24 protein-coding genes are annotated in these 26,186 nt (G+C 47.2%); 11 read left to right on the top strand and 13 right to left on the bottom strand.

Annotation, left to right across the window (positions count from 1 at the left end; all coding sequences use genetic code 11):
* Nucleotides 1-234 precede the first annotated feature (234 nt).
* Together GO755_RS23270 and GO755_RS23265 are read left to right on the top strand one after the other, a co-directional pair.
* Nucleotides 235-1,044 carry an NIPSNAP family protein gene (locus GO755_RS23270; RefSeq protein WP_157587698.1) on the top strand — a complete coding sequence of 270 codons (810 nt, stop codon included), beginning with the start codon at nt 235-237 and terminating at the stop codon, nt 1,042-1,044.
* A gap of 54 nt (nt 1,045-1,098) precedes the next feature.
* A complete protein-coding gene (locus GO755_RS23265) occupies nt 1,099-2,490 on the top strand; it encodes a Gfo/Idh/MocA family protein (RefSeq protein ID WP_157587697.1) in 1,392 nt (463 codons plus the stop codon).
* A gap of 110 nt (nt 2,491-2,600) precedes the next feature.
* Here the strand turns inward: GO755_RS23265 and GO755_RS23260 are convergent, their stop codons facing one another.
* The 6 genes from GO755_RS23260 to GO755_RS23235 all read right to left on the bottom strand — a co-directional run bounded on the left by GO755_RS23260 (nt 2,601) and on the right by GO755_RS23235 (nt 7,936).
* Complete coding sequence (locus GO755_RS23260) at nt 2,601-3,773, bottom strand: OmpA family protein (protein ID WP_157587696.1); 1,173 nt, start codon at nt 3,771-3,773, stop codon at nt 2,601-2,603.
* Between the two features lie 63 nt (nt 3,774-3,836).
* Nucleotides 3,837-4,442, bottom strand: a complete 606-nt coding sequence (locus GO755_RS23255) for a hypothetical protein (protein ID WP_157587695.1) — start codon at nt 4,440-4,442, stop codon at nt 3,837-3,839.
* A 60-nt stretch (nt 4,443-4,502) separates the two neighbouring features.
* A complete protein-coding gene (locus GO755_RS23250; RefSeq protein ID WP_157587694.1) occupies nt 4,503-4,757 on the bottom strand; it encodes a Txe/YoeB family addiction module toxin in 255 nt (84 codons plus the stop codon).
* Nucleotides 4,758-4,759: 2 nt separating this feature from the next.
* Complete coding sequence (locus GO755_RS23245) at nt 4,760-5,014, bottom strand: type II toxin-antitoxin system Phd/YefM family antitoxin (protein WP_157587693.1); 255 nt, start codon at nt 5,012-5,014, stop codon at nt 4,760-4,762.
* A gap of 62 nt (nt 5,015-5,076) precedes the next feature.
* Nucleotides 5,077-6,927: an ABC transporter ATP-binding protein gene (locus GO755_RS23240; protein ID WP_157587692.1), complete on the bottom strand. Its 1,851-nt coding sequence runs from the start codon at nt 6,925-6,927 to the stop codon at nt 5,077-5,079.
* A gap of 61 nt (nt 6,928-6,988) precedes the next feature.
* On the bottom strand, nt 6,989-7,936 hold the full coding sequence (locus GO755_RS23235) for a hypothetical protein (RefSeq protein ID WP_157587691.1): 948 nt from the start codon (nt 7,934-7,936) through the stop codon (nt 6,989-6,991).
* Nucleotides 7,937-8,070: 134 nt separating this feature from the next.
* Here GO755_RS23235 and GO755_RS23230 point away from each other — a divergent pair, with 134 nt between their 5' ends.
* From GO755_RS23230 to GO755_RS23220, 3 genes are all read left to right on the top strand, one after another.
* Nucleotides 8,071-9,048, top strand: a complete 978-nt coding sequence (locus GO755_RS23230) for a helix-turn-helix transcriptional regulator (RefSeq protein WP_157587690.1) — start codon at nt 8,071-8,073, stop codon at nt 9,046-9,048.
* 86 nt (nt 9,049-9,134) lie between these two features.
* The gene (locus GO755_RS23225) at nt 9,135-10,085 is read left to right on the top strand and encodes a thioredoxin family protein (protein ID WP_157587689.1); all 951 of its coding nucleotides are present in this window, start codon (nt 9,135-9,137) and stop codon (nt 10,083-10,085) included.
* Nucleotides 10,086-10,200: 115 nt separating this feature from the next.
* Entirely contained in the window at nt 10,201-10,755 is a 555-nt protein-coding gene (locus GO755_RS23220) for a low affinity iron permease family protein (RefSeq protein ID WP_157587688.1), read from the top strand.
* A 43-nt stretch (nt 10,756-10,798) separates the two neighbouring features.
* Here GO755_RS23220 and GO755_RS23215 read toward each other — a convergent pair whose 3' ends face one another.
* From GO755_RS23215 to GO755_RS23205, 3 genes are read right to left on the bottom strand one after another with little or no spacing between them, the layout of a single operon-like run.
* Nucleotides 10,799-11,380, bottom strand: a complete 582-nt coding sequence (locus GO755_RS23215; protein WP_157587687.1) for a biliverdin-producing heme oxygenase — start codon at nt 11,378-11,380, stop codon at nt 10,799-10,801.
* Between the two features lie 2 nt (nt 11,381-11,382).
* Nucleotides 11,383-11,808: a response regulator gene (locus tag GO755_RS23210; RefSeq protein ID WP_157587686.1), complete on the bottom strand. Its 426-nt coding sequence runs from the start codon at nt 11,806-11,808 to the stop codon at nt 11,383-11,385.
* Between the two features lie 3 nt (nt 11,809-11,811).
* Nucleotides 11,812-14,052: an ATP-binding protein gene (locus tag GO755_RS23205; protein ID WP_157587685.1), complete on the bottom strand. Its 2,241-nt coding sequence runs from the start codon at nt 14,050-14,052 to the stop codon at nt 11,812-11,814.
* 229 nt (nt 14,053-14,281) lie between these two features.
* Between GO755_RS23205 and rbsK the strand changes: the two genes are divergently transcribed.
* From rbsK to GO755_RS23190, 3 genes are all read left to right on the top strand, one after another.
* Nucleotides 14,282-15,187 (top strand): ribokinase, encoded by a 906-nt coding sequence (gene rbsK, locus GO755_RS23200; protein WP_157587684.1) that lies wholly within the window; start codon nt 14,282-14,284, stop codon nt 15,185-15,187.
* A gap of 43 nt (nt 15,188-15,230) precedes the next feature.
* Complete coding sequence (locus GO755_RS23195; protein WP_157587683.1) at nt 15,231-16,790, top strand: ADP-ribosylglycohydrolase family protein; 1,560 nt, start codon at nt 15,231-15,233, stop codon at nt 16,788-16,790.
* An 80-nt stretch (nt 16,791-16,870) separates the two neighbouring features.
* Nucleotides 16,871-18,073 carry a hypothetical protein gene (locus GO755_RS23190; protein WP_157587682.1) on the top strand — a complete coding sequence of 401 codons (1,203 nt, stop codon included), beginning with the start codon at nt 16,871-16,873 and terminating at the stop codon, nt 18,071-18,073.
* Between the two features lie 18 nt (nt 18,074-18,091).
* On the opposite strand, the gene GO755_RS23185 is transcribed toward GO755_RS23190, so the two are convergent.
* From GO755_RS23185 to GO755_RS23170, 4 genes are all read right to left on the bottom strand, one after another.
* A complete protein-coding gene (locus tag GO755_RS23185; RefSeq protein ID WP_157587681.1) occupies nt 18,092-18,694 on the bottom strand; it encodes an outer membrane beta-barrel protein in 603 nt (200 codons plus the stop codon).
* A gap of 261 nt (nt 18,695-18,955) precedes the next feature.
* Entirely contained in the window at nt 18,956-20,422 is a 1,467-nt protein-coding gene (locus GO755_RS23180; protein ID WP_157587680.1) for a sulfatase family protein, read from the bottom strand.
* Between the two features lie 128 nt (nt 20,423-20,550).
* On the bottom strand, nt 20,551-22,416 hold the full coding sequence (locus GO755_RS23175; RefSeq protein WP_157587679.1) for an outer membrane protein assembly factor BamB family protein: 1,866 nt from the start codon (nt 22,414-22,416) through the stop codon (nt 20,551-20,553).
* A gap of 170 nt (nt 22,417-22,586) precedes the next feature.
* Complete coding sequence (locus tag GO755_RS23170; protein WP_157587678.1) at nt 22,587-23,579, bottom strand: GRP family sugar transporter; 993 nt, start codon at nt 23,577-23,579, stop codon at nt 22,587-22,589.
* Between the two features lie 131 nt (nt 23,580-23,710).
* Here GO755_RS23170 and GO755_RS23165 point away from each other — a divergent pair, with 131 nt between their 5' ends.
* From GO755_RS23165 to GO755_RS23155, 3 genes are all read left to right on the top strand, one after another.
* Complete coding sequence (locus GO755_RS23165; protein WP_157587677.1) at nt 23,711-24,154, top strand: DMT family transporter; 444 nt, start codon at nt 23,711-23,713, stop codon at nt 24,152-24,154.
* An 85-nt stretch (nt 24,155-24,239) separates the two neighbouring features.
* Nucleotides 24,240-24,854 (top strand): hypothetical protein, encoded by a 615-nt coding sequence (locus GO755_RS23160; protein ID WP_317165944.1) that lies wholly within the window; start codon nt 24,240-24,242, stop codon nt 24,852-24,854.
* Nucleotides 24,855-24,893: 39 nt separating this feature from the next.
* Complete coding sequence (locus GO755_RS23155) at nt 24,894-26,165, top strand: MFS transporter (protein WP_157587676.1); 1,272 nt, start codon at nt 24,894-24,896, stop codon at nt 26,163-26,165.
* The last annotated feature ends 21 nt before the right edge of the window (nt 26,166-26,186 follow it).

Genomic DNA, 26,186 nt, shown 5'->3' with positions numbered 1-26,186 from the left:
TAAAACGGTGGATGACCAACAAAAATAGGGATTTATGCTGGTTCGACAAGACAATAAAACTGGTTACGACTTATTTACAAAACAATCATCTCTAAAAAGAGCAGTTTTCCTTTAGTAGTAAATCTGGCCTGGAATTCATAAAAAGTAGCCTCAAAGGTACGGTGCGAGGTTAGAAAAACGTGCCTTGTCCCTTATACAGGAAGAACAATCTTTACGTCTAAGTTACACAACTATATGACCTGCAAATTGTATTCACTACTCACCTTTGGTCTGCTTTTGAGCACGGCCACGTTTGCTATGCCTAAGCCGAATCCAATCAAGTCAGGGCAGGCCGGATCAACCCAGACTGCGCCAAGCACTAAGTTCTACGAAGTCCGGATTTACCACCCAACGCCGGGTAAATATGCCGAAATTGTAGATCGTTTCCGGCAGTATACGACAAAGATTTTCGAGAAACACGGCATGGAAAATATCGGCTATTGGACACCCACCGATACAACCAACAAAGAACTGATTTATATTTTAGCCTATCCAAGTCGGGAAGCCCGCGATGCCTCCTGGAAAGCATTTGGTAGCGATCCTGAATGGAAAGCGGTAGTGGCCAAAACTGAAGCCAATGGCAAATTAGTTGACCATGTCGATCAAATTTTTATGACCGAGTCTGATATTTCGCCCAAGGTAGAAGTAGGCCAAAAATCACCCGCCCGGACATTCGAGTTGCGCACTTATACACCTACTCCAGGCAAGTTGGAGAATTTGCTGACACGTTTCCGTGATCATACCATCAAATTATTCAGCAAGCACGGTATGACGAGTATAGCTTACTGGGTTACTCAGGAAAAAGATCCTGCTGCACAACCAAAACTGGTTTACATTCTGGCCCACCCCAGTGAAGCCGAAGGAAAAGCGCATTTCGAGGAATTCCGGAAAGATCCTAAATGGGTAACCGTTAAAGAAGAATCGGAGAAAGCTGCTGGCGGATCGCTCACGACCAGGGTCGAATCGACCTATATGGTACCAACCGATTACTCGCCAATTAAATAAATCGGACAAACAACCTCTTTCATCAATCGGTTTCTGACGTAAACAAACAACGTTATGAAACCGATTGATCGTTTTACGAGTAGCTTACTCGAAAATCCAGCGCGAGTTACTCTGACCCGCCAGGATTTCCTTCAACTCACAGGTCGTGGTTTGGCCGTTGGTGCATTAGGTAGTACTCTGGCTTCGTGGGAAAAGAAACCTGAAGCTACGAACGCTACTTCCTCAACAACCAGCACACCCAGCGGTCCTGTGCCAAAACTACCGGCAACCTCCCCGCCTGCTACCGTTCCTGCCGATTCCAGCAAACCTATTGAACTAGAACAGATAAAAGCTAAAACCGAGCAACAGGAAGGTCCAACTCCTACGCCAATGTCTGAGGATAAGCGCATTGGCTACGCACTAGTTGGTCTTGGGCACCTCACTCTCAACCAGATTCTACCCGCTTTTGGCGCTTGTACTAAGTCAAAAGTAGTAGCGCTGGTGAGTGGCAATCCTGAAAAAATGCAGAAAGTAGCGGTTCAGTACGGGATTAAAAAAGAGAGTTGTTATAGCTACGCCGATTACGATAAACTGCGCGACAATAAAGAGGTGCAGGCTATTTACATTGTTCTCCCGAATGGCATGCATGCCGAATACACGATTCGGGGAGCGCAGGCAGGTAAGCACATTTTATGCGAAAAACCAATGGCAAACTCAGTCCTGGAATGTCAGGCTATGATTGATGCCTGCAAAAAAGCAGACCGTAAGCTCATGATTGCCTATCGAATTCAGTATGAGCCCCACAACAAAATGGTGCGCGACATGGTACAAAAGGAGCAGTTTGGCAAGGTAAAAAGCATTATTGCCAACAACGGGCAGAACTCCGACAATCCTAAACACTGGCGATTCAATAAAGCGCTGGCTGGTGGTGGTTCGCTCCCCGATGTAGGCTTGTATTGCCTGAATACGATCCGATTTGTCTTGGCAGAAGAACCTACTGAAGTCATAGGCTACGTTCACAGTACCCCTAACGATCCACGTTTCAAAGAGGTAGAAGAGCAGGTGAACTGGCTAATGAAATTCCCGAGTGGTGTGCAGGCCAGTTGTGGTACCAGTTACGGTCACCATGACGACAAGAGTTATCGCGTACTGGCCGACACGGGCTGGATCAAGATGGACCCCGCTTTCCCGTACACGGGTTTAGAGCTAGAGACAAGTCAGGCACAGGGTACGGAGAATCAGATTATTCAGCACAAAATTTCCGATAAAGATCATTTCACCACCGAAATGGATCATTTTTCAGAGTGTTTATTAGAAAACAAAACACCATTTACGCCCGGCGAAGAAGGGCTTCAGGACCAGAAGATCATGGAGGCTATCTACCAGTCGGCGCGAGAGGGAAAACCTGTAAAGCTGGAGACCATTACGAAGAAAGACGCGTTTAGAGGTTCGGAGCCTACTGTCTGAACCGGGATTTAGCTGATTTTAGGATTAAAGTTGATTTTGCTTTACGCTTCTTTGAAGCGAATTCATTAAAACAAAATCAACTTTAATCCTAAAATCAGCTAAATCCCGGTTCAGATAATAACAAACTCTACCCTTCTATTCTTCTTCCGATTTTCCTCACTGTTGTTAGGTGCGACTGAGTCGATTGGCCCACGTCCTACAGCTTTCAGGCGACTTTTGGCGATTCCTTTAGTAACCAGATAGTCAATCACGGACTGACACCGATCGCGGGAAAGCTTTACATTTAGATCGAAATCACCCTGGTTATCAGTATGGCCAACGATTTCGATTTGTAACGCGGGATTTTCCAGCAGCATGCTATATAACTGGTCGAGTTCGGGATAAGATTCTGCACGAAGAACAGGGCTGCTCTGATCAAAATAGAGATTTTTCAGTTGAACAGGTTTGCCTTTTTCAATGGGCCCGAATGGCTTAACAGCTACCACTTCGGCAGCTGCTGCAGTGGTAGTAATAGGTGGAGTTACGGGTGGTTTTACAACGACTTTCTCAGGCGGGGCTGTATTTTCAATGACAGGTTTAGTACTGGGTTTCTTTTCGGCAGGTAGCGGTTTAGCGGCCAAAATGAACCGCGCTTCGTTCTGTACACTATCTAGCCGTATTGACTGTACGAAATCGGCATATCCTTTGGCTGTACTGCTTAACACATAGACTCCCTTGTTGGGAAGTACTACCTTAGACAAGCCAGTAGTTGAATCAGGTGTAAGCGTAAGTGATGTGGCGCCCGTGGCCTTCCCACTAATGGTGAAACGGACGCCCGGTATAATCTTGTCAGTCTGCCTATCGACCGCCCAAACAGTCAGACCAATAGCGGTCCGATCCAGCACAGCATCAAATTCATAGTGATTACCCAGCGGTGATAGCTCAATTATCCGCTTGCCTTTCGCCGATATATACCCTTCTGCATTAACCTCGATTGTTAATTCATCAGGTGCAGAAAACGTCCGTTCGAGTCTGCCATTTAACAGAGAAAAACGTTCAGTTTTACCTGTAGCCCGCGATTTGATTAGCACAAAAGCCGACGCTAATGACTTACTGATATCGCCGTCAAAAGCCCTAATACTTAAGACACTGGGTTTTGACTTCTGAGTTGAATCGGTCCTGGGCATCTGCTTTATAACCGGGCTAATCGGCCTCGGTTGGCCAATAGCAACCGTATAAACAAAAAACAGACAATACAGGCTGTATCGCCATGAAACGAATCGACCAATCGGGTAATTAGCCATTGGGTAAAGGGTTATGACACCGTGGGTTGGTACCCATCCATTTACCTAACGAATGAACGCTCATTAATGATGAGCCGTAGTTGAAACGGGTGGATTGATCATAATGTGGGCACGGTGCGTACCAGGGTCCATAATCCAGGGCATACCTGGCGCTTCGGGTTTTAGTGGCAGACCTGTACTTTCGGCAGTCGCATAAGGAATATATACGACGTAACGTAGATAGCCATCCTTCACCTCGCCGGTAGTAGCATCAAAGTCCCCGTCTTTAGCGGTATAGGAAAATAAGGTCGATGGATGCGTAGGCATCGTTAACTTTTTGTCTTTCACTTCCTGTTCGCGCATTGCCAGAATCTCCGCTGGCTTTTTACCATCCTTTTTCAAGATTCTGCCCCGCTCCATAAACGGGTCCAAATCGCGGTGGTAACAGGATACACTTAAGCCTTTCTGCGCTGGATCATCGGCCAAACAGATAAGTTCATTCGTACCTTTCCGCAGTACAACAAACTCATTTTTAGGCGAGTATCCATACACCGTAGCTCCGTCGCGCTTATCCGCTGGCGCGGCCAGAATTGCGGTTTTGATTTGCATATCAGGCGCTGGCACTGTTGGCGTCTGTGCGAATGCTATTGTTCCTTGTAAAGCGATGAACGTAAAGAGGGCAGTTTTCATGGTTAAAAGTTGTTTAGGATTGATGGCGCGAGGCTAATAAGCTACAGCCATATGGGCTAATCAGTAATGAAAGCGACACTGGATAATATGCAATCTGTCTGCTTCAACTCGGTAAACAAGCCGATGTTCGTCGGTAATTCGTCGCGACCAGAAGCCAGATAAGTTTTCTTTCAAAGGCTCTGGTTTACCTTTACCCTCAAAAGGAGTACGCATGCATTCTTTAATGAGTTCATTGATCCGTCGAAGTATGCTTTTCTCTGTCTGCTGCCAATAAATGTAGTCTTCCCAAGCATTCTTATCCCACGATAAAGTCATCGTCAGTCTTCAATCAGATTGTGCGTTTCATAATCGTCCCGCTCAGCGCGTTCAATCGCACTGATCAAACGGTTACGGTTCTTTTCTGAACTTAGTAAATGAAGTGTTTCTTTTAAAGAGTTATACTCTCTTAGCGATATAAGTACAACGTTTTTATTTTCGCTACGATTAATAATGACCGTATCTCCGTCATCGCTAACCTGATCGAGTTTAGCCTTCATCGAACGACGAAATTCTGTGTAATTGACAACTTGCATGAGCAATTATTATTTACGTACAATTTTACGTACTTATTTCAGTAATTTCAACTATTTATTCGCTACTGATAACCCCGCGCTTGCAAGCCAAACAACTCGGCGTAGCGGCCATCTTTCTCTAGCAATTCGTAATGACTACCGATTTCGAGCAAGGTGCCATTTTCCAGAACCAGAATCCGGTCGGCCATGCGGACGGTGCTGAAGCGGTGCGAAATAATGACCGACGACTTACCTTCCGTTAGTTTGGCGAAACGCTGAAAAACTTCATACTCAGCGCGGGCATCGAGAGCCGCTGTGGGTTCGTCAAGAATGATGAGTTGGGCATCGCGCATGTAAGCCCGACCCAGCGCAACTTTTTGCCACTCGCCCCCTGAGAGTTCGACGCCTTTCCCAAACGAGCGCCCTAATTGCTGGTCGTAGCCACCCGCTAATTTAGCAATTACAGTATCGGCAAGACTTCGCTGCGCTGAGGTTTCGATACGCGGCTGGTTGGTTCGTTCGTCAATATCACCGACTGCAATATTCACCCCTGCCGACATTTTGAAGCGAGTGTAGTCCTGAAAGATGACACCGATGTTGCGCCGAAGTTCCATCAGATCATATTCGCGAAGATCGTAGCCATCAAGCAGGATTCGGCCTTCAGCGGGGTCATACAGCCGGGCGAGTAGTTTGACAAGCGTGGTTTTACCCGCACCATTCTCCCCGACAAGGGCTAGTTTTTCACCTGCCTGAAGCGTGAATGAGAGATTGCGTAAGGCCCATCGCTCGGAGTTGGTGTACTTGAATCCGACATTTTGGAATACGAAACCTTCACGAATTGGGTTTGGAAAGGCGCGGACCGTTTTGGGTGAATGAATCAGCGGTTTGATGGCGAAATAATCGAACAAATCCTGTAAGTAGATGGCCTCTTGCGTCAGGCTGCTGAATTGGAGCAGAATACCTTCCAGAGAGCCTCGCACCTGCCGGAATGAGCCAGCTAAAAACGTTAGATCACCCAGCGAAATTTGGCCACTTACAGCTCGCATCACGATCCAGACATAAGCTCCATAATAACCCGCCGTGCCAAGTGCTGTCAGCAATGTTCCCCATCCGGCACGACTGATGGATAGCGATCTGTTTTTTAGATAATACTCCCACGATAACGACCGGAAGCGGTCGATCAGGAAATTCGACAACCCAAAAATCTTGACTTCTTTAGCCGTTTCGTCACTGGCCCCAATGAAGCGTAGGTAATCCAGTTCGCGCCGTTCGGGTGTCCAGGAGCGTGAGAGTGAATAACTGCGCTGATTGAAGTAATTATCACCAATGAATGAAGGCGTTACGGCCACCAAAATCAATAGTAATAACCACGGATTATAGACTGCCAGACCTGCTGCTAGAAACCCGACCGAAATCAGTGCCTGCACCTGTCCAAATACGCCTGAAAGTAGTACGGTGCGGCCCGTCGTCTGACGCCGGGCCCGTTCGAGTTTATCGTAAAATGTAGCATCTTCAAACTGTTCAAGATCAAGCGTAGCCGCATGTTCCATCAATCGAATGGAAGTTTGATTGGCGAATAGATCCCCCAGTAAGCTGTCCATAAGCGACACCGCCCGGCCTAATGCCGTTGAAAGTATCGCCAATCCAAATTCGGCCCCGACCAGCCACCAGATATAGTGCGTATCGTTCGTAGTAGTATGTTTGGAAAGGGCAACGACCTGATCAATAATCAGTTTACCGATGTAAAGCGTAGCTGCCGGAATAGCAGCCTGAATGAGTCGTAGAGTCGCATTGCCGAGAAATAAAACGGGCGATACCTCCCAGACTAATTTGAAAAATGCGGGCAGGTTACCCAGAGCCGCGAAGCGTTCGCGCCAGCTTACTTGTTCCTTAGTATCAGCGGGTTTAGTGTTTGGAATTTCAGACTTTGCCATATCTAAAAAGACAAGGCTAGCAGGGGATTAGTTCATCAAAGCTGCTTTCTAAATCGTCTTATCAAACACTCAACTCAGCCACCAATTCTTTAAAAACTCCATAAGCAGGTTTCGGTGAATAATCATCCCGCAAAAGCCCAAATTGATAGAAGATGTCAGGATTTGACGAGTTGGCATCGCGAAGGTCGAAGAGTTCGTAGCAGGCAATATTGTACGTTTCCCGCTGCTCATACACTGTTCGGATAATGGTTTCAAGTACTTCTGCCTGTCGGGTATACGGGCGCGTTGGGCTGGTAGGCCATCCGTTTTCACCAATGTGCATGGGTACAGTTGCTGGAATACCCGCCTGAAGCATATTTACATGCCGAAACTGGTGTAAAACGGCTCGAACGGCATCGCTTAGTTGAACATTGGGTTGTAAAGGAACGAACACGTCGGGAAAGAAATCAAGTGCTACATAATCAAGCGCATTCACAAATGACTGGCCGCCTAGCTGGCCTAGTTCCGTCCAGAAATCGTCGGCAGGATTGAAACTAATAGTGGCGCTGAATCCAACACCAATGGGTAAACCTAAGCGTTGTATTTCGGTTTTAGCGGCCAACACACCGGCTACGAGGGCGGCCCGAACATTAGGTGTAATGCCGTCGCCACCCGGTCCGGTCGAATTCGCTTCCTCGGTGATTTGTAAGGTTGCCAGATTAGGACCGTATTGTTGGATAGTTCTCCGAATGAAGTCGGTCCATAACTCGAAGGGCTCGTCAATAGCCCGATAACATAAGACCAGATCAAGTTTTCGGTTGGGAGCAATGTATTGTTCGAAATGTTGGGGTGTACTTCCCTGAACATTGTCTCTGTCGATATAAGCCCGCACCCGAAACGATTTGCCATCGGGCTGTAAGTCGTTCAATGCTTCCTGAATGCGTTCAGGAATATCGGGCAAGCCAATTAATAAACCATCTTCGGCACCAAGTGCGCTGCCGGGATAGATGCCAAACGTGAAAGGGTGCATTTGCTTGTAGTTTGATGAGGCCGCGAAGGTAGATTGTGTACGTTATGGCGCTGCCACGCGAAACGGATTATAGAGCCCGTGAAACGGATTTACTAACTTTTGCGGCAACCCAACTTTCTGTGTAGCTTCGTTCTATGGAAATTAGCTCTAGTAATTACGGCTGTTACTTTGATGAATATAACCGTAGTTATCCACCCGAATTTCATGGATATGCAGGCTATACGGAAACGCGTGTTCAACTACATGACGAGGTTTCTCAGGGCGAGTTGGGCGAGATTTGTTTTCATGGTGTACGAATCCATTATGGCCGTTTCCAAACGTTGAAAGCCGATACCATTCGAACAACGGAAGATTTTCCGTCAGTTGAAATGGTATTTCAGTTGCAGGGACGCACATCCGATCAATCGTCGGTGCTATCTGGTTTTTCGCCACAACAACACAATTTGAGTTATCGCCCCTATGGAGACCGTTTAAGCCGATTCGAAGCGGGTGCGTATCACTATGTTGGCATCCAGTTGACCGAAACGTTCTTCTATCGATTTGCAGATGATGACTCGCCAACCATAAGTCGCTTGTTAACTAGTCTCGCTCAAAAAGAAGCCGCTGCGCTGTCTAAGCATAATCTGGTAATTACTCCTATATTTCAGACGCAGCTAATCGGGTTAACCCAGCCTAATCGGACTCAACCACTGAAACGCCTGTATCTTGAAACAACGGTGCTGGATTTGCTACGTCAGCAACTAGAACAGGCAGATAGCCATCTGGCAAAATCAAAAACGTCCTTGACGGCAAGCGATGTCGATAAAGTCCTAGCCGTAAAGGCATTACTTGACTGTAATCCGCTGGATACTTACTCGTTGCTACAGTTAGCCCGCTTCGTTGGATTGAATGACTATAAACTTAAGAAGGGTTTCCGTGAAGTAGTTGGCAATACGGTATTTGGCTATCTCAACGACCTGCGCATGCACTATGCCCATCAATTATTGCGCGATACTGATCACACCATTGGTGAAGTGGCAATCAGGCTCGGTTATAGCGAAACGCATCATTTCTCAGGTGCTTTCAAACGGAAATTCGGGTACTTACCGAGCCAGATAAGCGTCAAGATTTAATCCCAAGCCCATGCGTTAATACGATATACGATCAATTCTTCTGCTACCTTTCTGACCAAAACGTTTTTTTTCATCTGACATACTCTATGCAAGCGCTCATTTTACGGCTGATATTGTGCCTAATTCTGCCCATGGCGTTTGGCCCAGTCGCTCATAGCGCAACCCGTCTGCCCAATGAGCCGTCGGGCATTGCGTTTTTCAAAGGTTCCTGGAAAGAGGTGCTGGCCGAAGCTAAACGACAGAATAAGCCTGTCTTTGTAGATATCTATACCAGTTGGTGCCCGCCCTGCAAACGCATGGCCAAAGAGGCTTTTCCTAATCCCACGATTGGGACTAAGTTCAACGTTCATTTTATCAACTATCAGCTTGATGCTGAACAGGGTGAGGGCGTTCAAGTAGCAAAACAATACGCCGTAGCAAGTTATCCAACCGCCCTGTATCTATCTCCAAACGGAACGCTGGTTCACCGTGCGGTGGGTTATGCTGGCATTAATGGGATGATCGATCAGGCCGATCATATGCTGGCATTACCCCAATTACGGGCAACGGTCGCCAGGGGTGATCGGGATTATGCCAGCGGTAAGCGTGACCTATCCTTCCTCAAAAAGTATCTGGTAACACGTCAAACACTCAATCGACCTATCAACGATGTGCTCGATGTTTACCTTAATGCGCTACCGGAATCAGAACGGTTGACAATGGAAACGATGACCTTCATCGCCGAAACTATGCAATCATCCACGACCAGCGCGTTTGATTATCTGATCAAAAATCGCCCGGATTCGCTATCCTCCGATCCAGCGAAACAGAGCCTGGCAACAACGATTTCTGCTGCACTGAATCGTGTACTAGATGCTGACTTTAAGCAGGTTATTGCTACTAACGACGAGGTTTTACTCGAAACGATTATTACCAACAGTGAACGGAACATTGCTTCAGCAAATCCGTCTGTAATCCGAGACGAGTCTCAGAAACAGGAAGCTGCCAACTACTACCGGTTAACGTTTCTGAAACAAACCCAGAGCCTGACCAAATAACCGGGTAGTTCGTTTACATACTCTCAATTTCCGCGATTATACTGCCATTTTAATCTCACAAAGCGCAATGGATTGGTGATTTAGAGAGAACTTACCTCTTTAATTAGTTTATCCCATGAACTCCGGTCGATTCACCAAATTCTTCGAGAAATTTGCCTCCAAAGCAACCCAGGCTACTGGCTCGTCAAGCGCATTTCTACTAGCGCTGCTAACGATTGTTATCTGGCTCATTACGGGGCCCATTTTCGGGTATTCCGATACCTGGCAGTTGATTATCAACACCGGAACAACCATTGTCACGTTTTTGATGGTGTTTTTGATTCAGAAATCGCAGAACAAAGATTCACTGGCCATGCAGATCAAACTCAATGAATTGCTTGCTGTAAATCGTAAGGCCAGCAACCGCTTACTCAATGTGGAAGACCTGACTGAAGCAGAACTTCATGCCTTGCATCGGTTCTTTGGCGAACTCGCCGAAAAGGCAAAAACCGAAGCAAGCCTGTCCGAATCACACTCGGTTGAAGAAGCAGAAGAAATTCACAACGATAAAGTAGAAGTTCTCCACGAACGGCAGGCCGCTCGTAAGGCCGAAAGACTGGCCAACAAGCAAAAGAAAGAAGCCGAGAAAAAGGCGTCGGGCAAGACGCCACCGACTGGCAAAAAGCCCTGACGGAGCCATAGTGTTACTGGCTAACCGGGCGAAGCGTCTACACTTAAAAAACAGGCAGTTGGCTACGTTGAAAAACAGTCTGATAATCGACAAACGCTTGTCCGGCGGCAGCAACCACTTCGTCGGGATGCGCTTCTCCCTGGCGTGTTAAGAAAGCGCCGAAATTTTTCCAGTTGCTCCCTGTTGACGCTCCATAACCCTGATAGAACCGAGCGTGCATAAGCAATGGCTGAATGGCTGGATTTTTCTGCAACAACCGCCAGATAACCGTACCGCCTAACATTGAACCTTCGCCTACATAAGCAGCACCCAGCAACGAAACCGGCGACCAGTCGATGAATAAATCCGGCATAGGTTGCGGTACTGGCTCATACAGATACGCTAAATCGGCCAGTAGCCAGGACGTTTTTCGACGAACCTCTGGCTCGTACTCCTGAAAAAAATCGGGATGGCGATCAATGGCGGTTTCGAGCGCCTGATGAAATGTAAAATGGGTACGAAGCAGGTGGCTATATTCCTCAACAGACAGGTTGCCATTTTGCAAGGCATCCGTATAGAACATCTGTTCGGTTTGTTCGTGCAAGGGCCGGGTTTCGTGCCGCAAACGCTCTAGTAAAGTACTCATTGTTACTCTATTCGGGTATTATTTTCTAACCAGAAATCGCACAGTCTACTAATTAATGAACCCGTTGCCTGATAACTCCCGGGCTTTACAAGATAGGCATTAACACCTGCTTCATAGGCAGATCTAATGTCGCGGGGGCTATCAGATGTACTAAACGCGACGATGGGAACAAATCGAGTTCGGTCAAGCGAGCGAGCCTGCTGCACTACCTCGACACCACTCAGTCCGTCCAGATTTAAATCCAGCAAAACCAGTTTAGGGAGCGAATGCGGTTGATCTGCATAACGACCCTGACCCGCTAGGTAGTCAACAGCGTCTGAGCCACTGTCAAGAACGGTATACGTAAAAGGTCGATTCAGTTTCCGCATCAGGCGACCGAATATGTCCGCATCGTTCGGATTATCTTCAACATAGAGGACGTCTACCATGAATCAGGAGCGAGTAATTAATGGAAATGAAACAGAAAAAGTTGTACCCCGATCTGGTTCGCTGTGAAACCAGATCTTACCCTGATGTCGGTTAATGATTCGCTTAACAATAGCCAATCCAACGCCACTACCTTCAAATTGGCGAGCATTTTCCAGCCGCTTAAACAAATCAAACATCTTACCCGCCTGCTTCATATCGAAACCAATCCCGTTGTCTTCGACAGAATAAATAACTTCATCGTCGGTTTGCCAACCTTTCACCTGTATGACAGCCTTGGGAGCCAATTTTGTATATTTAGCCGCATTACCGATCAGATTTGAAAATAATTGAAGTGCCATTGTCGGATCGGCCGATATGGGCGGTGTATCGCCAATGTCAATTTGTAAGGACCGCTCTTTGGCCGTCACCAGAATTTCTTCTCGTATACCCTCCAGCAATTGCTGCATATCGACTACCTGGGCGCTCAAATCTGCACGACCCATCCGCGAATAATACAGAATATGTCGAATCAGGCCGCGCATCCGATCGGTAGAGTCGATAATTTTCTGAAACAATGCCTGAGCATCGGGATTCAACTCTTGCCCGTATTCTTCCAGCAGAATTTCGGAGTAACACCGAATCGACGACAAAGGCGTCCGCAAGTCATGCGACACCGTATAGCTAAACGCGTCTAACTCTTCGTAGGCTACCTGCAATCGCTGGTTTAGTAATCGGATTTCATTCGCCTGTCGCGTTACGACCTGCAAAATATCCTCACGTAGTTTCACGACAGCCCCAATTTCAGCTTCGCTCCAGGGATTCGATGTATTTCGTACAATCTCGGTCCAGGCGGCAAAACTCGTTCGGGGACTAAGCCGATGCTGCCCATCGGCCTCAACCGTCACTGGTTTATCGGGGTTACCCGCCCAGGTCACCTCCTGAATCTGCTCGGGTTTGAACCAGAATACATACTCTTTTAACTCACGCGACAACTCAATCGCCAATAACCCCGATCCCACATGTCGAAAAGCTTCGGCAGGTGGATATAAATTAGGGAGTTGACTGGTTTCCAGGAATGTTTCGGTATCCTTTGTTGGTAACCAGTCTGCTAACGCCCGAATGTTTGCTTCGTCGGGTGCCTGACCTAATCGGTAAACTTTGTCGTTAAACAGGAGCGCAGCACCCGTCGCCTTGGTCACATCAAGCACCGTTACGGGCGATTTAACGAGTGATCGCACGACATCGTCACTGAGAATTAATTGCTCATGCAGCCGTTGGCCGTTTTGGGTATATTGCAGTAGACTCGTCTTGTCTTCTTCATCTTTACGAAACTCAAGCGCAGCTGAAAGCAGCTGACTAACAAATTTAGCCGCCTGTCTGGCTGGGTAATCCACAAAGCGTGGCGTTGTGTTGTGGCACGAAATCAGGCCCCAGAGTTCGCCCCGATAAAGCAGCGAAATACTCATGGATGCCTGTACACCCATGTTCTTAAGGTACTCAATATGAATTGGCGAAACGGCCCGAAGTACCGAGTGGGTGAGATCGAGCGGCCGATCGCTAGGCCAATCTGGAGTCGAAAGAATTCGGGATGGCGTACTGGTAGCATCGGCAATCAACCGTACCAGATTCACCTTATACAACTCGCGAGCCTGCCTCGGTATATCCGAAGCGGGGTAGTGCAAACCCAGATAGGGTTCCAGGTCGTCGTCCTTTTCCTCAGCCACTACCACACCATGCCAGTCGGCCCCAAATCGATATACCATTACCCGATCATACCCAATAATGGTTTTTACGCGTCGGGCCGTGTTTTGCAGCAAATCGGCAAGAGTACGGCTAGACTGAACTTCCGTTAATGCCTGCGCCAGCAATTGTTGATTAATCAGAAGATTTCGCTCATCGCCAACAGACTCCCATTCAAGCAGGATGAGCCCCAGGTATTGATGAACAATCAGATTCCAGGCTTTCCCGTTGAGATTCAGCCGGTTTGGGTTCATGGTATCCCAGGAATCGTTCCGGCAACCTACATTCAGGAGTTCAATAAGGGTATCTGCTGGCAAGTCTGTATTTGCCAACAGTGCTTTGACGGGTTGCCCCAGCAGTTGCGTAGGCGGTATACCAACTAGTTCAGCTATATTGGCACTGACATGTACAATGGTGTAAGTATCAGGCTGAATGGCTACTAGATAGCCGTGTGACTGGATATGACCGAGGATATGAATCGGCTCCCGTTCGCAGTTTGTCAGGTCAACAGCTAATGAATTCATCGAGGGTTCTCATGTAATAAACTAACGATATCATCTGATTAATTGACTATTATCGTTAGGCCCAAAGGTCGAAGCAACAACGTGCAATATAGGCATGCGACTTCTAGATTCAGCATAAATCTATTTAACTGCATACGGCGCCGGGTGTTCAGATAAAATCAGTTGAAGCAGTAAATGAGGGGTGGCAAATGCATTTAGTTGAAACCTCGAGCACAAACGCTTTTTCTTTATGCCAAATCAGATTTTGGTGATTGGTAGTTCAAATACCGATATGGTCGTTAAGACCCAAAAATTACCTGCACCAGGCGAAACCGTGTTAGGCGGCACATTTTTCATGAATCCCGGTGGCAAGGGAGCCAATCAGGCGGTTGCAGCCGCCCGGCTTGGTGGTCAGGTGACCTTCGTAGCCAAAGTTGGTGATGACATTTTTGGGCAGCAGGCCGTAACCGGTTTCCAGCAGGAAGGCATCAACACAAGATATATATTGACCGATGCTGAGCACCCATCAGGCGTTGCGTTAATTAATGTAGATGCTTCCGGCGAAAATTGTATTACGGTGGCACCGGGCTCGAACGCCCATCTGCAGGCAAACGAAACCGCAGAAGCGCTACAAACAATGGCTTCCGATACGCTGGTACTTCTTCAACTCGAAATTCCGTTATCGACCGTTGAGCATGTTGTGAAACAGGCTGCCAGACGGGGATTGCGGGTCATTCTAAATCCTGCGCCAGCCCAGGCACTTCCAACCGATTTGTTTCAGCACCTGTTTTTGATCACACCCAATGAGACTGAGGCTGAACTGTTCACAGGTATTCGTGTAGCAGACTTACCGACGGCTAAACTGGCTGCTCAAAAGCTGCATGAACTAGGTGTTTCGAATGTCGTGATTACGCTTGGGTCAAAGGGTGCTTATCTCTCGACAGAAACGCAGGATCAGCTTATCAGCACGGCAGTTGTTAAAGCAATTGATACGACAGCTGCCGGTGATTGCTTCAACGGGGCGCTGGCAGTGGGTTTAGCCGAAGGACAGCCTCTTCCTGACGCGATCGCATTTGCCTGTAAAGCGGCTTCAATTTCGGTTACACGTATGGGCGCTCAGGCGTCGATGCCAAAACGGGAAGAAGTCGATCAATAAATAGAAGCCCTTTCCCTTTTTGCCTTTAAACTGGAATATCTTAATGAAAACCCTCTTCCTATCTGTACTTACGTTGCTCCTTCCAGCAACAACTCCCCCCGGCAAACCCGCTAAAACGGTAGCGCCAGCTACGGTAACGCTATCGAAAACGGCGATTCAGGATAAAATTAAAGGCGGATGGGCAGGTCAGGTTATTGGCTGCACGTTCGGTGGGCCAACTGAATTTCGGTTTACGGGAACAATGATCAATGCGTATCAGCCAATTCCCTGGTACGATGGATATATCAAGAAAACAATGACCGATAACCCAGGCCTGTACGATGACCTGTACATGGACCTAACTTTCGTGGACGTTTTCGAAAAAAAAGGGCTCGATGCACCTATTTCCGAACATGCCAATGCCTATGCCAAAGCCGATTATATGCTCTGGCACGCGAATCAGGCTGGTCGGTATAATATCCTGAACGGTATGAAAGCTCCTGAGTCTGGTCACTGGCTCAACAATCCGCATGCCGATGATATTGATTTTCAGATTGAAGCAGATTTCTCAGGCCTGATGGCCCCCGGAATGCCTAACACGGCCGTGAAAATTGGCGACCCCATCGGTCACATTATGAACTACGGCGATGGCTGGTATGGTGGTGCCTATGTGGGAGCCATGTACTCACTGGCTTTTGTATCTAAAGATGTGAACTACATCGTCAAGGAAGCGTTAAAAAGCATTCCTGCACAAAGTACATTCTACCAATGTATCGCCGACGTTATTAAATGGCACGATCAGTTTCCGAACGACTGGAAACGCAACTGGTTTGAAATTGAGCGAAAATGGGCTGACGAAGTAGGGTGCCCCGACGGCGTGTTTCATTCGTTTAATATCGATGCCAAAATAAACTCGGCCTACATTGTTCTAGGGCTACTTTACGGTGGGGGCGATTTTACGAAAACGATGGAAATCAGTACCCGCGCCGGGCAGGATTCTGACTGTAATCCGGCTTCGGCAGGTGGCATTTTGGGTACTATGCTGGGTTACGATCACATTCCAGCTTACTGGAAACAAGGCCTGAAAGAAGCCGAAGATATTGACTTCAAATACACGACCATGTCGCTGAACGACGTGTATGCCATGAGCATGAAACATGCCCTACAGGTTGTGGAACGCAACGGTGGAAAAATTAATGGAGAGCAAGTTACCATCGCCCTACAAACACCCAAAGCCGTGCGACTGGAACAAGCCTTTACAGGTCATCATCCTATACTGGTGCGTGGTATTCATAAAGAAGTAGATGGCGAATACAGTTTCGACTTTGAGGGTACAGGTTTTGTGCTCAAAGGAGAAGCAAAACCTAAATCCCGAAATGCCTGGGATTATAAAAGCGACTTCGCATTTAATGCTGAACTATACATTGACGACAAGAAAATTGAAACGGCCAAATTACCCGTCGATTTTACCCATCGTCGGCATGAGTTATTCTGGCGCTATCAGCTTCCCAAGGGCAAACATACCGTACGTATAAAGGTATTAAATCCCGACCCAGAGCATATTGTGCGCATGGGCGAATTGATAGTATATAGTGATCAACCAGTTCAGTCAAAACTCCGTTAACAGAGGAAGCGTCGATACGCCATATCTTGGAGATATGGCGTATCGACGCTTCCTCTGTTAACGGAGTAATCACATAGCATATGTCTCTCCGCTGGTTCTTTTTCTTCTTTTTGCTGACGCTATCCGTTTCGGCCCAGAAGCCACTTCCGCCCACGCTTCATCCCGATCCGGCTGGCGCGTTGGCAGATTATCAGAAAAATCTGGCTCAACTTCGGCAGCAACATCCGAATCATCGTGAACTACCCAATCTAAAGTTCTTCCTGTTCGGTATGGGCGACCGGTTAAAGCTCATCTACCGCAAAGGGAGACTACTGAATGCGCTGACAGGCAATATTGAAGAACAGTGGCATGTAGAAGAGGAAATTATTGTCCCATCGGAGTATCTGGTACATCTTACCCTAACCGATGGGCAAACGATCCAGATTCGCGAAGACGAAACGGGTGTGTGGCTCTTACAAACCGGCAGACGTCCGAGGCTAATTCCCGGCACCCGCAGCCGGGTAAATCTGCCTCGCTTTGCCAATCACCCATTCGGTCCTATACTTCGGGTACTGCACCAGGAAGTTCTTATCAACGTAATCAACGGTCGGCCCGTACCGAATTTCCTGGTTTACTTTAAACCTAGTTATCGGGATGCTGCGCTAATGGCCATGGTGATGCGGGAAACCAATAATTTACCCTTAATTCACGACTGGATCATGGCAATTCGCGATCCCTTCGACCGCAATAACCGCGGCATTCCCGAAGCAGACAACCTTGGCGAAGTGTTATTTCTGGTATCGTTAGTGTCTGACAAAAGCCATCCAGCGGTGCAGATGGTGTTGGATTCCGTCAAACAATTTCAGAAAGGGGCTTATATCGTAGGAAAAACGAACAATGCCGAACACCCGGTTTTTCAAACCAAATGGCTCAAGTATGGCTTAAAGTCGCTTGGCCTTCCCGATTCATACACAATTCCGAAAGAGTACGACAGTTATTCGTCACGCTTCTGGATGGATTATAAAAGCGAGTACGTTGCTCCAGTATCAGTTGAGGACAAAAAAATCGACGAGACTTCGGGCGCTAACTATCCGTATTTAGCCTGGGCAGAAGACCATTTTTATAAAGGGAAACGGGGCATGGTCAACAACCTTGACTATCCAATGAGCTGGGAACAACAGGCCAGTAATGCCCATTATCCTGGCTTGACAGTACTGGACAAAGAATTCGTGAAACAGAAACTCGCCTTCCCCCATGCATGGCACGCGGCAGAGATGTTTCTGTTACTATACGAGGACAAGTAGCAAATTCAGATTGAAACCCTACCGCGAACCACCAATGGTGAGGCCCGCTTTTACGGTTAAGTAAGAATTATCGGCCGTCATCGTCAGCCCAGACGTAGTATTCTTAACACTGGTATCACCTACCAGGTTATAGGCGGCCTCTACATGCAAAATCTTGTATTTAACACCTATTCTACCCAATCCACCTATACTGGTCGTAACCGGTAATGGATAGGAAATTGAGGAATAAATGGGTGTACTTTTCTCGGCATAGTAAAAGCCTACACCCACACCAATATAGGGTCGCAATGCTTTACCAATATCGATCACATAATTTGCCGTTAACGCACCAGACATAATAGACTTCGTCTGCGTTGGAAACGAAAGTACCTTATCGAGGTATTCTGTACGCTGAACAAATGCCTGTTCAAGGCGAAAGCCCAGGTCAAGGTTCTTGATGAATTTATCAAGCTCATATTGCGGTTCAAGACTATAAACGAATCCGGCTTTCGCAAAGTCGTTGTTGCTTGATCGATAGGTAGGGGACGAATACCCGCCAGCAATAGTAACTTTAAATGGTTTGTTTTGGGCAAGCCCGGCAAAGGAAATCTGTAAGAGGAAAAGAAGGAATAATTTACGCATGAGATATAATGGTTTATTTTAGACGATTTATTGGAGTCGTGATGAACACACTGCAATCACCATCTATAGTCTTTACACCCAAATTCCGGTTTACGTTGCAACAGGACAGCTTAAAAAGCATTGGGATAAATTTCACTGCAATATCAGTTCATTTTCACTTGCTTTAGCTAAACAAGTTGAATTTCTCAGGGCTCCTTCCCCGTTTCTGTTTTGATTAAGTTCGATAAGCAGCTCAGTGAATGATTGTTAGCTCAGAAAATTTTATTCATCCAGAAAAATAATCCCATCCCTAGTAATCCAGGCGTGCGTTGTGGACTCGTATTTATCGATTTGATCGCCACCACCCCGCTGACGAGGATCGTTTTCTTCTTGCATCCATTTAGTTAAGCGTTGACGCAAGCCGTTTTTAATTTGAGTCAACGCAGCGTCCTTCGCCTTATTATGGAGATTGTATGGATCATCTTTTAGCACATATAACTCTTCGGCGGGTCGCTTCGCAAAGCCCAGTGCAAACAGTGGCTTCACGGCAGAATCATTTCGATGATCCATCATGTAGATTTTAGTAGGTCCACCATCGACATCGCCAAAGATAGAGGGTGTATTCGGGATGGTCTCGTCACCGGCAGGCATGCGGTCTGGCCGGAAGTTTCGGATGTACAGATAGTCCTTTGTTCGAATGGCCCGCATAGGATATCCGGCACCATAATCAAATTCAGGCCGGCATAGGCAATGTCGCTCGCGCTCCAGAAAAACTTCGGCTCGGTGAACCGTTTTCTGTCCACTCAGCACAGGCAGCAAGCTAATGCCATCAACTGCAGGGCGCTGTTTTACCTCAGCCCAATCCAGAAAAGTCGGCATTAGGTCAATCAGGTTCACAAACGAATCGTTGCGTTTTGGTTGATTCGTTTTTTTTGTGAAGCGGCTAATCAGTAATGGAACCCGCGTCCCGTAATCGTACAAATTCGCCTTCGCATGCGGAAAAGGCATCCCGTTGTCAGAAGCCACCACAATGATGGTATTTTCTAATTGGCCTGAGGTTTCCAGTTTCTTTAACAAATCGCCAATCTCACGATCAAGCCGCTCTACTTCCGACAAATAATCAGCTACATCACCCCTGATTTCCGGAACATCGGGCAGGAATTTTGGCAGGTGAATTTTTTGTGGATCAATACCCGCTTTCTTACCATTTCCCAAATCGAAAGGGCGGTGAGGGTCGTTGGTGCCAAACCAGAAAAAAAAGGGCTTTCCTTTTGGCAATTGGTCAATAAATGGCGCAAACCCTGCTTTTGCGGAATCTCCTGCCGGATTTTGCTTATAGCCCATTTTTCGAAAATCGCCCGGTGCCCAGCCTTTACGATCAAAAGCAACTGAATAACCTTCTTTTTCAAGTAATTGAACGTAGGTAGGAATACTATAATCAAGCCGTCCGCACAGGTTTACGCCTTCGCCGAGGTTGTGTGGATAACGGCCTGTAAGCATGGCTGCCCGCGAAGGCGTACAGGAAGGAGACGCACAGTAAGCATTCGTAAAAACGGTGCCATGCTGTGCTAGCTTGTCGAGATTAGGAGTCTTAAGTGTATGGTCGCCATAGATGCTCGCATACGGATAGCTCCAGTCATCGGCCAGAATAAACAGGATGTTCGGTCGCACGGCGGTTTCCTTCTGGAATGAAAAAAGGCTCAGTGCGAGCATCGAAAACAGCCCTGTCAGGCAAAACATATAGTTCATAATCGGGCGATAGTTTCTTTAAAAGTAGCACGAAATTTTACGCGCCAAAATTAAAATCGCCCGCTCTGAATCCTAGCAACTCGATTTATTAACCGCTGTCCGGCTATAACTTATATGCACAACAAAAATCACTTTTCAATTTCAAAGGCCAGTAAAACGTTTCCAGGCAGTTCGCCAAAGAGACCATAGCCTGAGTTGACAAATAGCATTCCGTCGGCCACCACTGGCGCTGAACCATCAATTGATCCGCCTTTACCTTCAATACCGTTTACGGACTGATACGCTTTCACGGTGTCATAGTCCCACAGTATTTTACCATCTGTTGTTGAGTACGCCCGAATGTGTCCGTCCAGTGTTCCGGCAAACACCAATCCCGGAATAACGGTTGGAGCAGCGGAGTTAGCCTCAATGCAGCCTTTTTTGCCATCACAGGATGGCGCTGCTGTTTTCCAGACAATTTTTCCGGTTGCAATATCCAGCGCAAACAGACCCGGCTCAGGCTTTATCAGTGAATCAACTTTAGGGTTTATGCCGTATTTATTATCCGCATTGGCTGCATACACGTACTTACCGTCAGTTGCCATACCCCAGTGAATACCTCCCAATGCCCCACCCCTACCAATTCGGGTTTGCCAGATCACTTTCCCATTGTCGGGCGATAATCCATAAACAATGCCCGCCTTCTGGCCAACGACTAAGATATCTTTCCCGGATGGTTGTTTTGTCAGAATGGGAGCCATTCCGAAATCAAAATCAGGCCCTACTTTCTCTGGGCAGTTGGGATTTCCGGGGCAGGCCAGATTCCACGTATCATCTTTAGTTGACTGAAATGACCAGGCCAACTTTCCTGTTTTCAGATTTAATGCCTGAATGGCATCGCTGGTCGTCGTAGCTGGACTGGTATAATTCTCACCCGTTCCGAAATAAAGCAGCCCACGTTTGGTATCGACCGTTGGACTAGACCAGACAATAGCGCCCGAAGGACCGTAAAATGGTGATCCGTTTTTCTTTTTGCCAGCAACCTTCGCTTCCTCTGTAATGACCCGGTGCCGCCATACTTCCTTACCAGACCGGGCATCCAACGCCACAATCTCACCAGATGACGAACAGCAGGGATAAGTCGGGTCCAAAACTGACACAACCTCGTTAGACGTTAGAGGCACATAAACCATGTTGTCATAAACGGCCACAGAGCCTGTATTTCCCGATTGCGGGTGTTTTCCAGCTTTGCTCTCCCAGAGCAAATTGCCGGTTTTCACATCAATCGCATAGGCATTGGTATTGTTGTCCGCAAAAAAGGCGCGAATGCCATCGTTGCTCTGCACAACCGAAATGGCTCCTCGCACGGCTGCTTTTGCCAGAAAACGCCAGCCAATTTTTCCTGTTTTTTTATGGATGCTATAGACTTCCCCAAAATGAGTACCGATAATCAGCCAGTCGCCAACGATAGCGGGTTTGCTTCTGACCTGACTAACATCGGGGAAAGCAAATGACCATTTGAGTTTAAGGTTCCCAACCGTTGTGGGTGAAATACCCGCCTGTTGCGCTGATCGGTAGCCAGTTCCTTCCAGATTACCACCCCAGCCAGAATGATACACCAAGGCACTCTTTCCTTCAGGAAGTGAAAATTGACCGTATGCTTCCTGAGGTATAGGGTTCTCTTTTAACGTCTTGCTCGCGAGCCATTGTGCTACTGCTTTCCGTTGATCGTTAGTTAACTCTTTGGCTTGTTCGCGCATTTTTCCCGTTTCCAGCGCGGCAAGAATGGCACGTGGAGGCATCTGAGCCAGCACGAAATAACCTGGCGCACCAACCCCGGCTTCAGCTTTATGGCAATTATTGCAGGTAGCCATGTACACTTTTTGCCCCTCGGTTGCTACGGTAAAGTCTAGTTTCTGAGAAAACCCAGTGGTAGCGGGTATCAGCAACGAAGCAACTATTCCCCAAAGGCACTTATACCATGCTGGTTGACCAAATCGATAGGCAGTATCCATAAATTGTAACTGTTCTATAGTTCAATGCATTAATGCCGATAAAGGTAGATTGTACCTACTGGCAGCGCTTTATTTTTTTGATAAACCACAGCAATGAGAGGATAAAGTTTGGATTGAACGGGATGAATTGCGTTTCATCAACTGATGGAAGGTTAGGCAACGGACTGGCTCTATTTGGCTGAAATGATTAGCATCAAACCCAATACATAGCACACGCCCATGAGTATTAGATAACGGTTTGACAGGGCAGGAGCACCCCGAAATTCATGCCAGATAAATATGCCCCAGAAAACAGCGATAATGGTAGCTCCCTGTCCTAATCCATAGCTGATAGCATAGCCAGCTGCGCCCGATGCCAGTAAACTCGACGCCATTCCCAGACACCACACCATACCGCCCAGCATACCGATCTGGTGATTACGTCGGCTTACATCGCTATAAAAGATTTCTCCGTCGGCAGGCTTGCTAGCAAATCGACGCAATACAGGTAAGAAGAGAGGAGTACTGATTACGACACCAATGGCAAATAATACTAAAGCTGTGTACGGCGTAAGCAGGCCCGGTTCAGGATTTGTAAAATCCATAGTCATGGATTTAGCCACGAAATAGAAAAAGAAGCTCATCAGAAACCCACCTACCAATGAGATAATCAGCCCCTGTGTGCTCACGGATGAATCAGTCGTCGCTTTTGCCCGATAAGCCATCGCACTAAATACCACCGACAGAAATATGGCGAAAACTCCTCCCGACAGCAATCCGACATTGCCCACTGGCGATAAAATATAATTAACAACAACGCCCAAAATGAGGGCTAACCCAATTCCAACGGGCATGGCGACCGACAAGCCTGCCAGTTCAATACCAACCACAATGAGGATATTAGCGATGTTAAACACGAAACCGCCAATCAAGGCATACAATAGGCTTTGTGTATCGCCCTGTTTGAAATCACTCAGAAACGATCGCCCTGAATCACCTATACTGCCCAGCGTAAAGGCTAATAATAGACTTAGCAATAAAATCCCGTATGTATAATCGCGGTAAAAAATGGTAGTTGGCACCGACTGCGTTGCCAATTTTTGAGTATTGGCCCAAGAGCCCCAGCATAGCATTGTCAGAAAACAGACGACGACTGCTACAGGGTAATACGTTATGATGAACATAGAGGGTTGAGGTGTTTAGGTAAGGTTAGTGGCAAGCTACAAAATGTGATACATTTTATCAAAATGTCCACACAGCTGAAAATCAGGTTTAAGAATAAGGTTCCGATTGGCAGTTGCCTACCTTTGCAGTCATGAATTACATCTATTTGTTGCTTGCCTTTGTGGTTGGCCTGGCTATTACTGTTCAGGCGGGCGTTAATGCCAATTTGCGTCAGGCAATGGCCAATCCTATTCTGGCTGCCATCATTTCATTCGGTTCAGGGTTTGTAGCCTTAGTGTTAATGTTTCTGGCCACTGGTGGATCAACTCCCCCATTCGAGACCATTAAACAGATTAGCTGGTGGAAATGGACTGGGGGCATTATGGGCGCTATTTATATGATCACCGTTATCGTTAGTGTGCAAAAAATAGGAACCGCAAATATGGTAAGCCTGAGCGTAGCCGGACAGTTATTAGCAGCCCTTATTCTGGATCACTATGGATTAATGGGTTTTTCCATTCACCCTGCCAACACCTGGCGCTTACTCGGCGTCGGGTTGATTATTGCAGGAGTCCTGCTGGTCGTAAAAAACTAAGTTTATAGTATTCGGTTTATGGTTCACGATGGCTTTACCATAGTAACCTGGCCGCAGTAAACCATAAACCGAATACCATAAACCTGTGATAAATTACCGCTTCTACCCGTCTCTGCTCAACGTATTCTCGCGCTACTTAGCCGGCGGTAACCTGTCGGCACAGGAGTTGATCAATTCAATCAACCGCGTTCCAACGCCAACTACGGCAGCACAGGAGCGAGGCATCTCGTTTGAAGAAGCCATTGTCAAAGGCACCAATGAAGATCGGTTCGATGCCGAAATTGTCAAAAAAGTCCGTAAGCTTCTCCCCCGCCCCATTGTCGATACGCAGGTTTATTGCCAATGGGAACTTGACGATGTGCTATTCTACGGCTATGTGGATTTGATCGGCAAATTCAAGGCGGTAGATTTGAAGACAACAGCTTCTTATCAGCCCGGCCGCTACGTACATAACCACCAGAATCTATACCTACACGCCCTCAAGCGTAAAGGCATCAAACTGATGGAGTATGTTATTACTGACTTTAGTGATGTCTACGTAGAGAGTTACACCTTAACTCACCCAATTGATAAACAATTAGAAGAAATTCGACTTTTCAAAACGTTTCTCGAAGAGCATAGACCACTGATTACCGATAAGAAAATCTTTGTCGCTCCCGGTGAGGATACCGATGCAAGAAGGCGCCCGATGTCGCAATAGGAAGTCTTCCGATGCGCAATTTCATCGTACCTTGCGCTCATGCTTCAGCAAACACTTCATATCTACCAACGGGCTTATAGAGGCTTGTCGCCGTCAGTATGGTTGCTGGCGGGTGTGATGCTCATTAACCGCTGCGGCACCATGGTATTGCCCTTCATGACGCTTTACCTTACGCAGCATCTTCACTTTTCCGTTACCAATGCGGGCATTGTGATGGCTATTTATGGCGCCGGGGCTTTTGTGGGTACCTTCCTCGGCGGCCGCCTAACCGACCGGTTTGGGTTCTACTACATTCAATTAATCAGCCTGATGTTTGGTGGTATGGCTCTGATACTTCTCCAATTTGTCGTGAATTTTTACGCGCTTTGCGGAAGCATATTCATTTTTACGCTGTTTGGTGATGCCTTCCGACCCGCAAATCAGGCCGCTATTGCCCATTATTCTGATCCAGAAACACGCACACGTGCCTTCTCGCTCAACCGATTAGCAATTAACCTCGGCTGGGCAGTTGGTGGAGGATTAGGCGGTTGGCTGGCTAGTATCAATTACAGCTTACTTTTCTGGGCCGACGGCCTAACCTGCCTGGTAGCGAGCCTGGTGTTGTGGCTGTATCTACCTACACCAGAGGTGGTCGAGGTTAAGCAAATTGATGCATCTATATCGTCGCACTCAGGTAATCTTGAACTGCAAGCGATGACTCCTTATCAAGATACGTTATTCGTTGGTCTTGTTGCCTGCTCTGCACTGTATTTCATGGTGTTCATGCAGTTGTTTTCTATTGTGCCGCTATTTTTCAAAGAAATCCTGCACATGAGCGAACGCCTGATTGGTAGCCTAATGGCGCTCAACGGGCTAATAATTGTTGTTGTCGAAATGGCCTTGGTTTATAGCCTTGAGCAACAGAAACGGTCAAAAATTAAGCTGATTATAACAGGTGTTATCTTGACATCGGCTTCGTACATAGCCCTAACTATACCTACCGCTGGCCTATTCTCAGGATTACAAATTGCTTTGTTATTTATCGTTTTGGGTACACTTAGTGAAATGCTGGCTATGCCCTTTCTCCAGTCGTTCGCGGTTGAGCGATCGAATCCTGTAACTCGGGGTCAGTACTTAGCCCTGTATTCAATGGGTGGCGCTCTGGCTCAAACGACGGCTCCTGCCTTTGGCTCAGTGATGGTAACTAATTTCGGTTTCTCCACCCATTGGCTGGCTTTGGCCGGCATTAGTCTGGTAGCGGCAAGTGGATTTTGGTGGTTAGGTAGGCGATTGAAATATGAAAACAACTCGAGTCTTTCCCTACGAGTGTAATTGGGCAATTATCGTAAGGGA

Origin of the sequence: Spirosoma arboris, assembly GCF_009754945.1 — a bacterium.
GTDB classification, from domain to species: domain Bacteria; phylum Bacteroidota; class Bacteroidia; order Cytophagales; family Spirosomataceae; genus Spirosoma; species Spirosoma arboris.
Note: the sequence above shows the minus strand (reverse complement) of the source record. Positions and strands in the feature narration are given on the sequence as shown.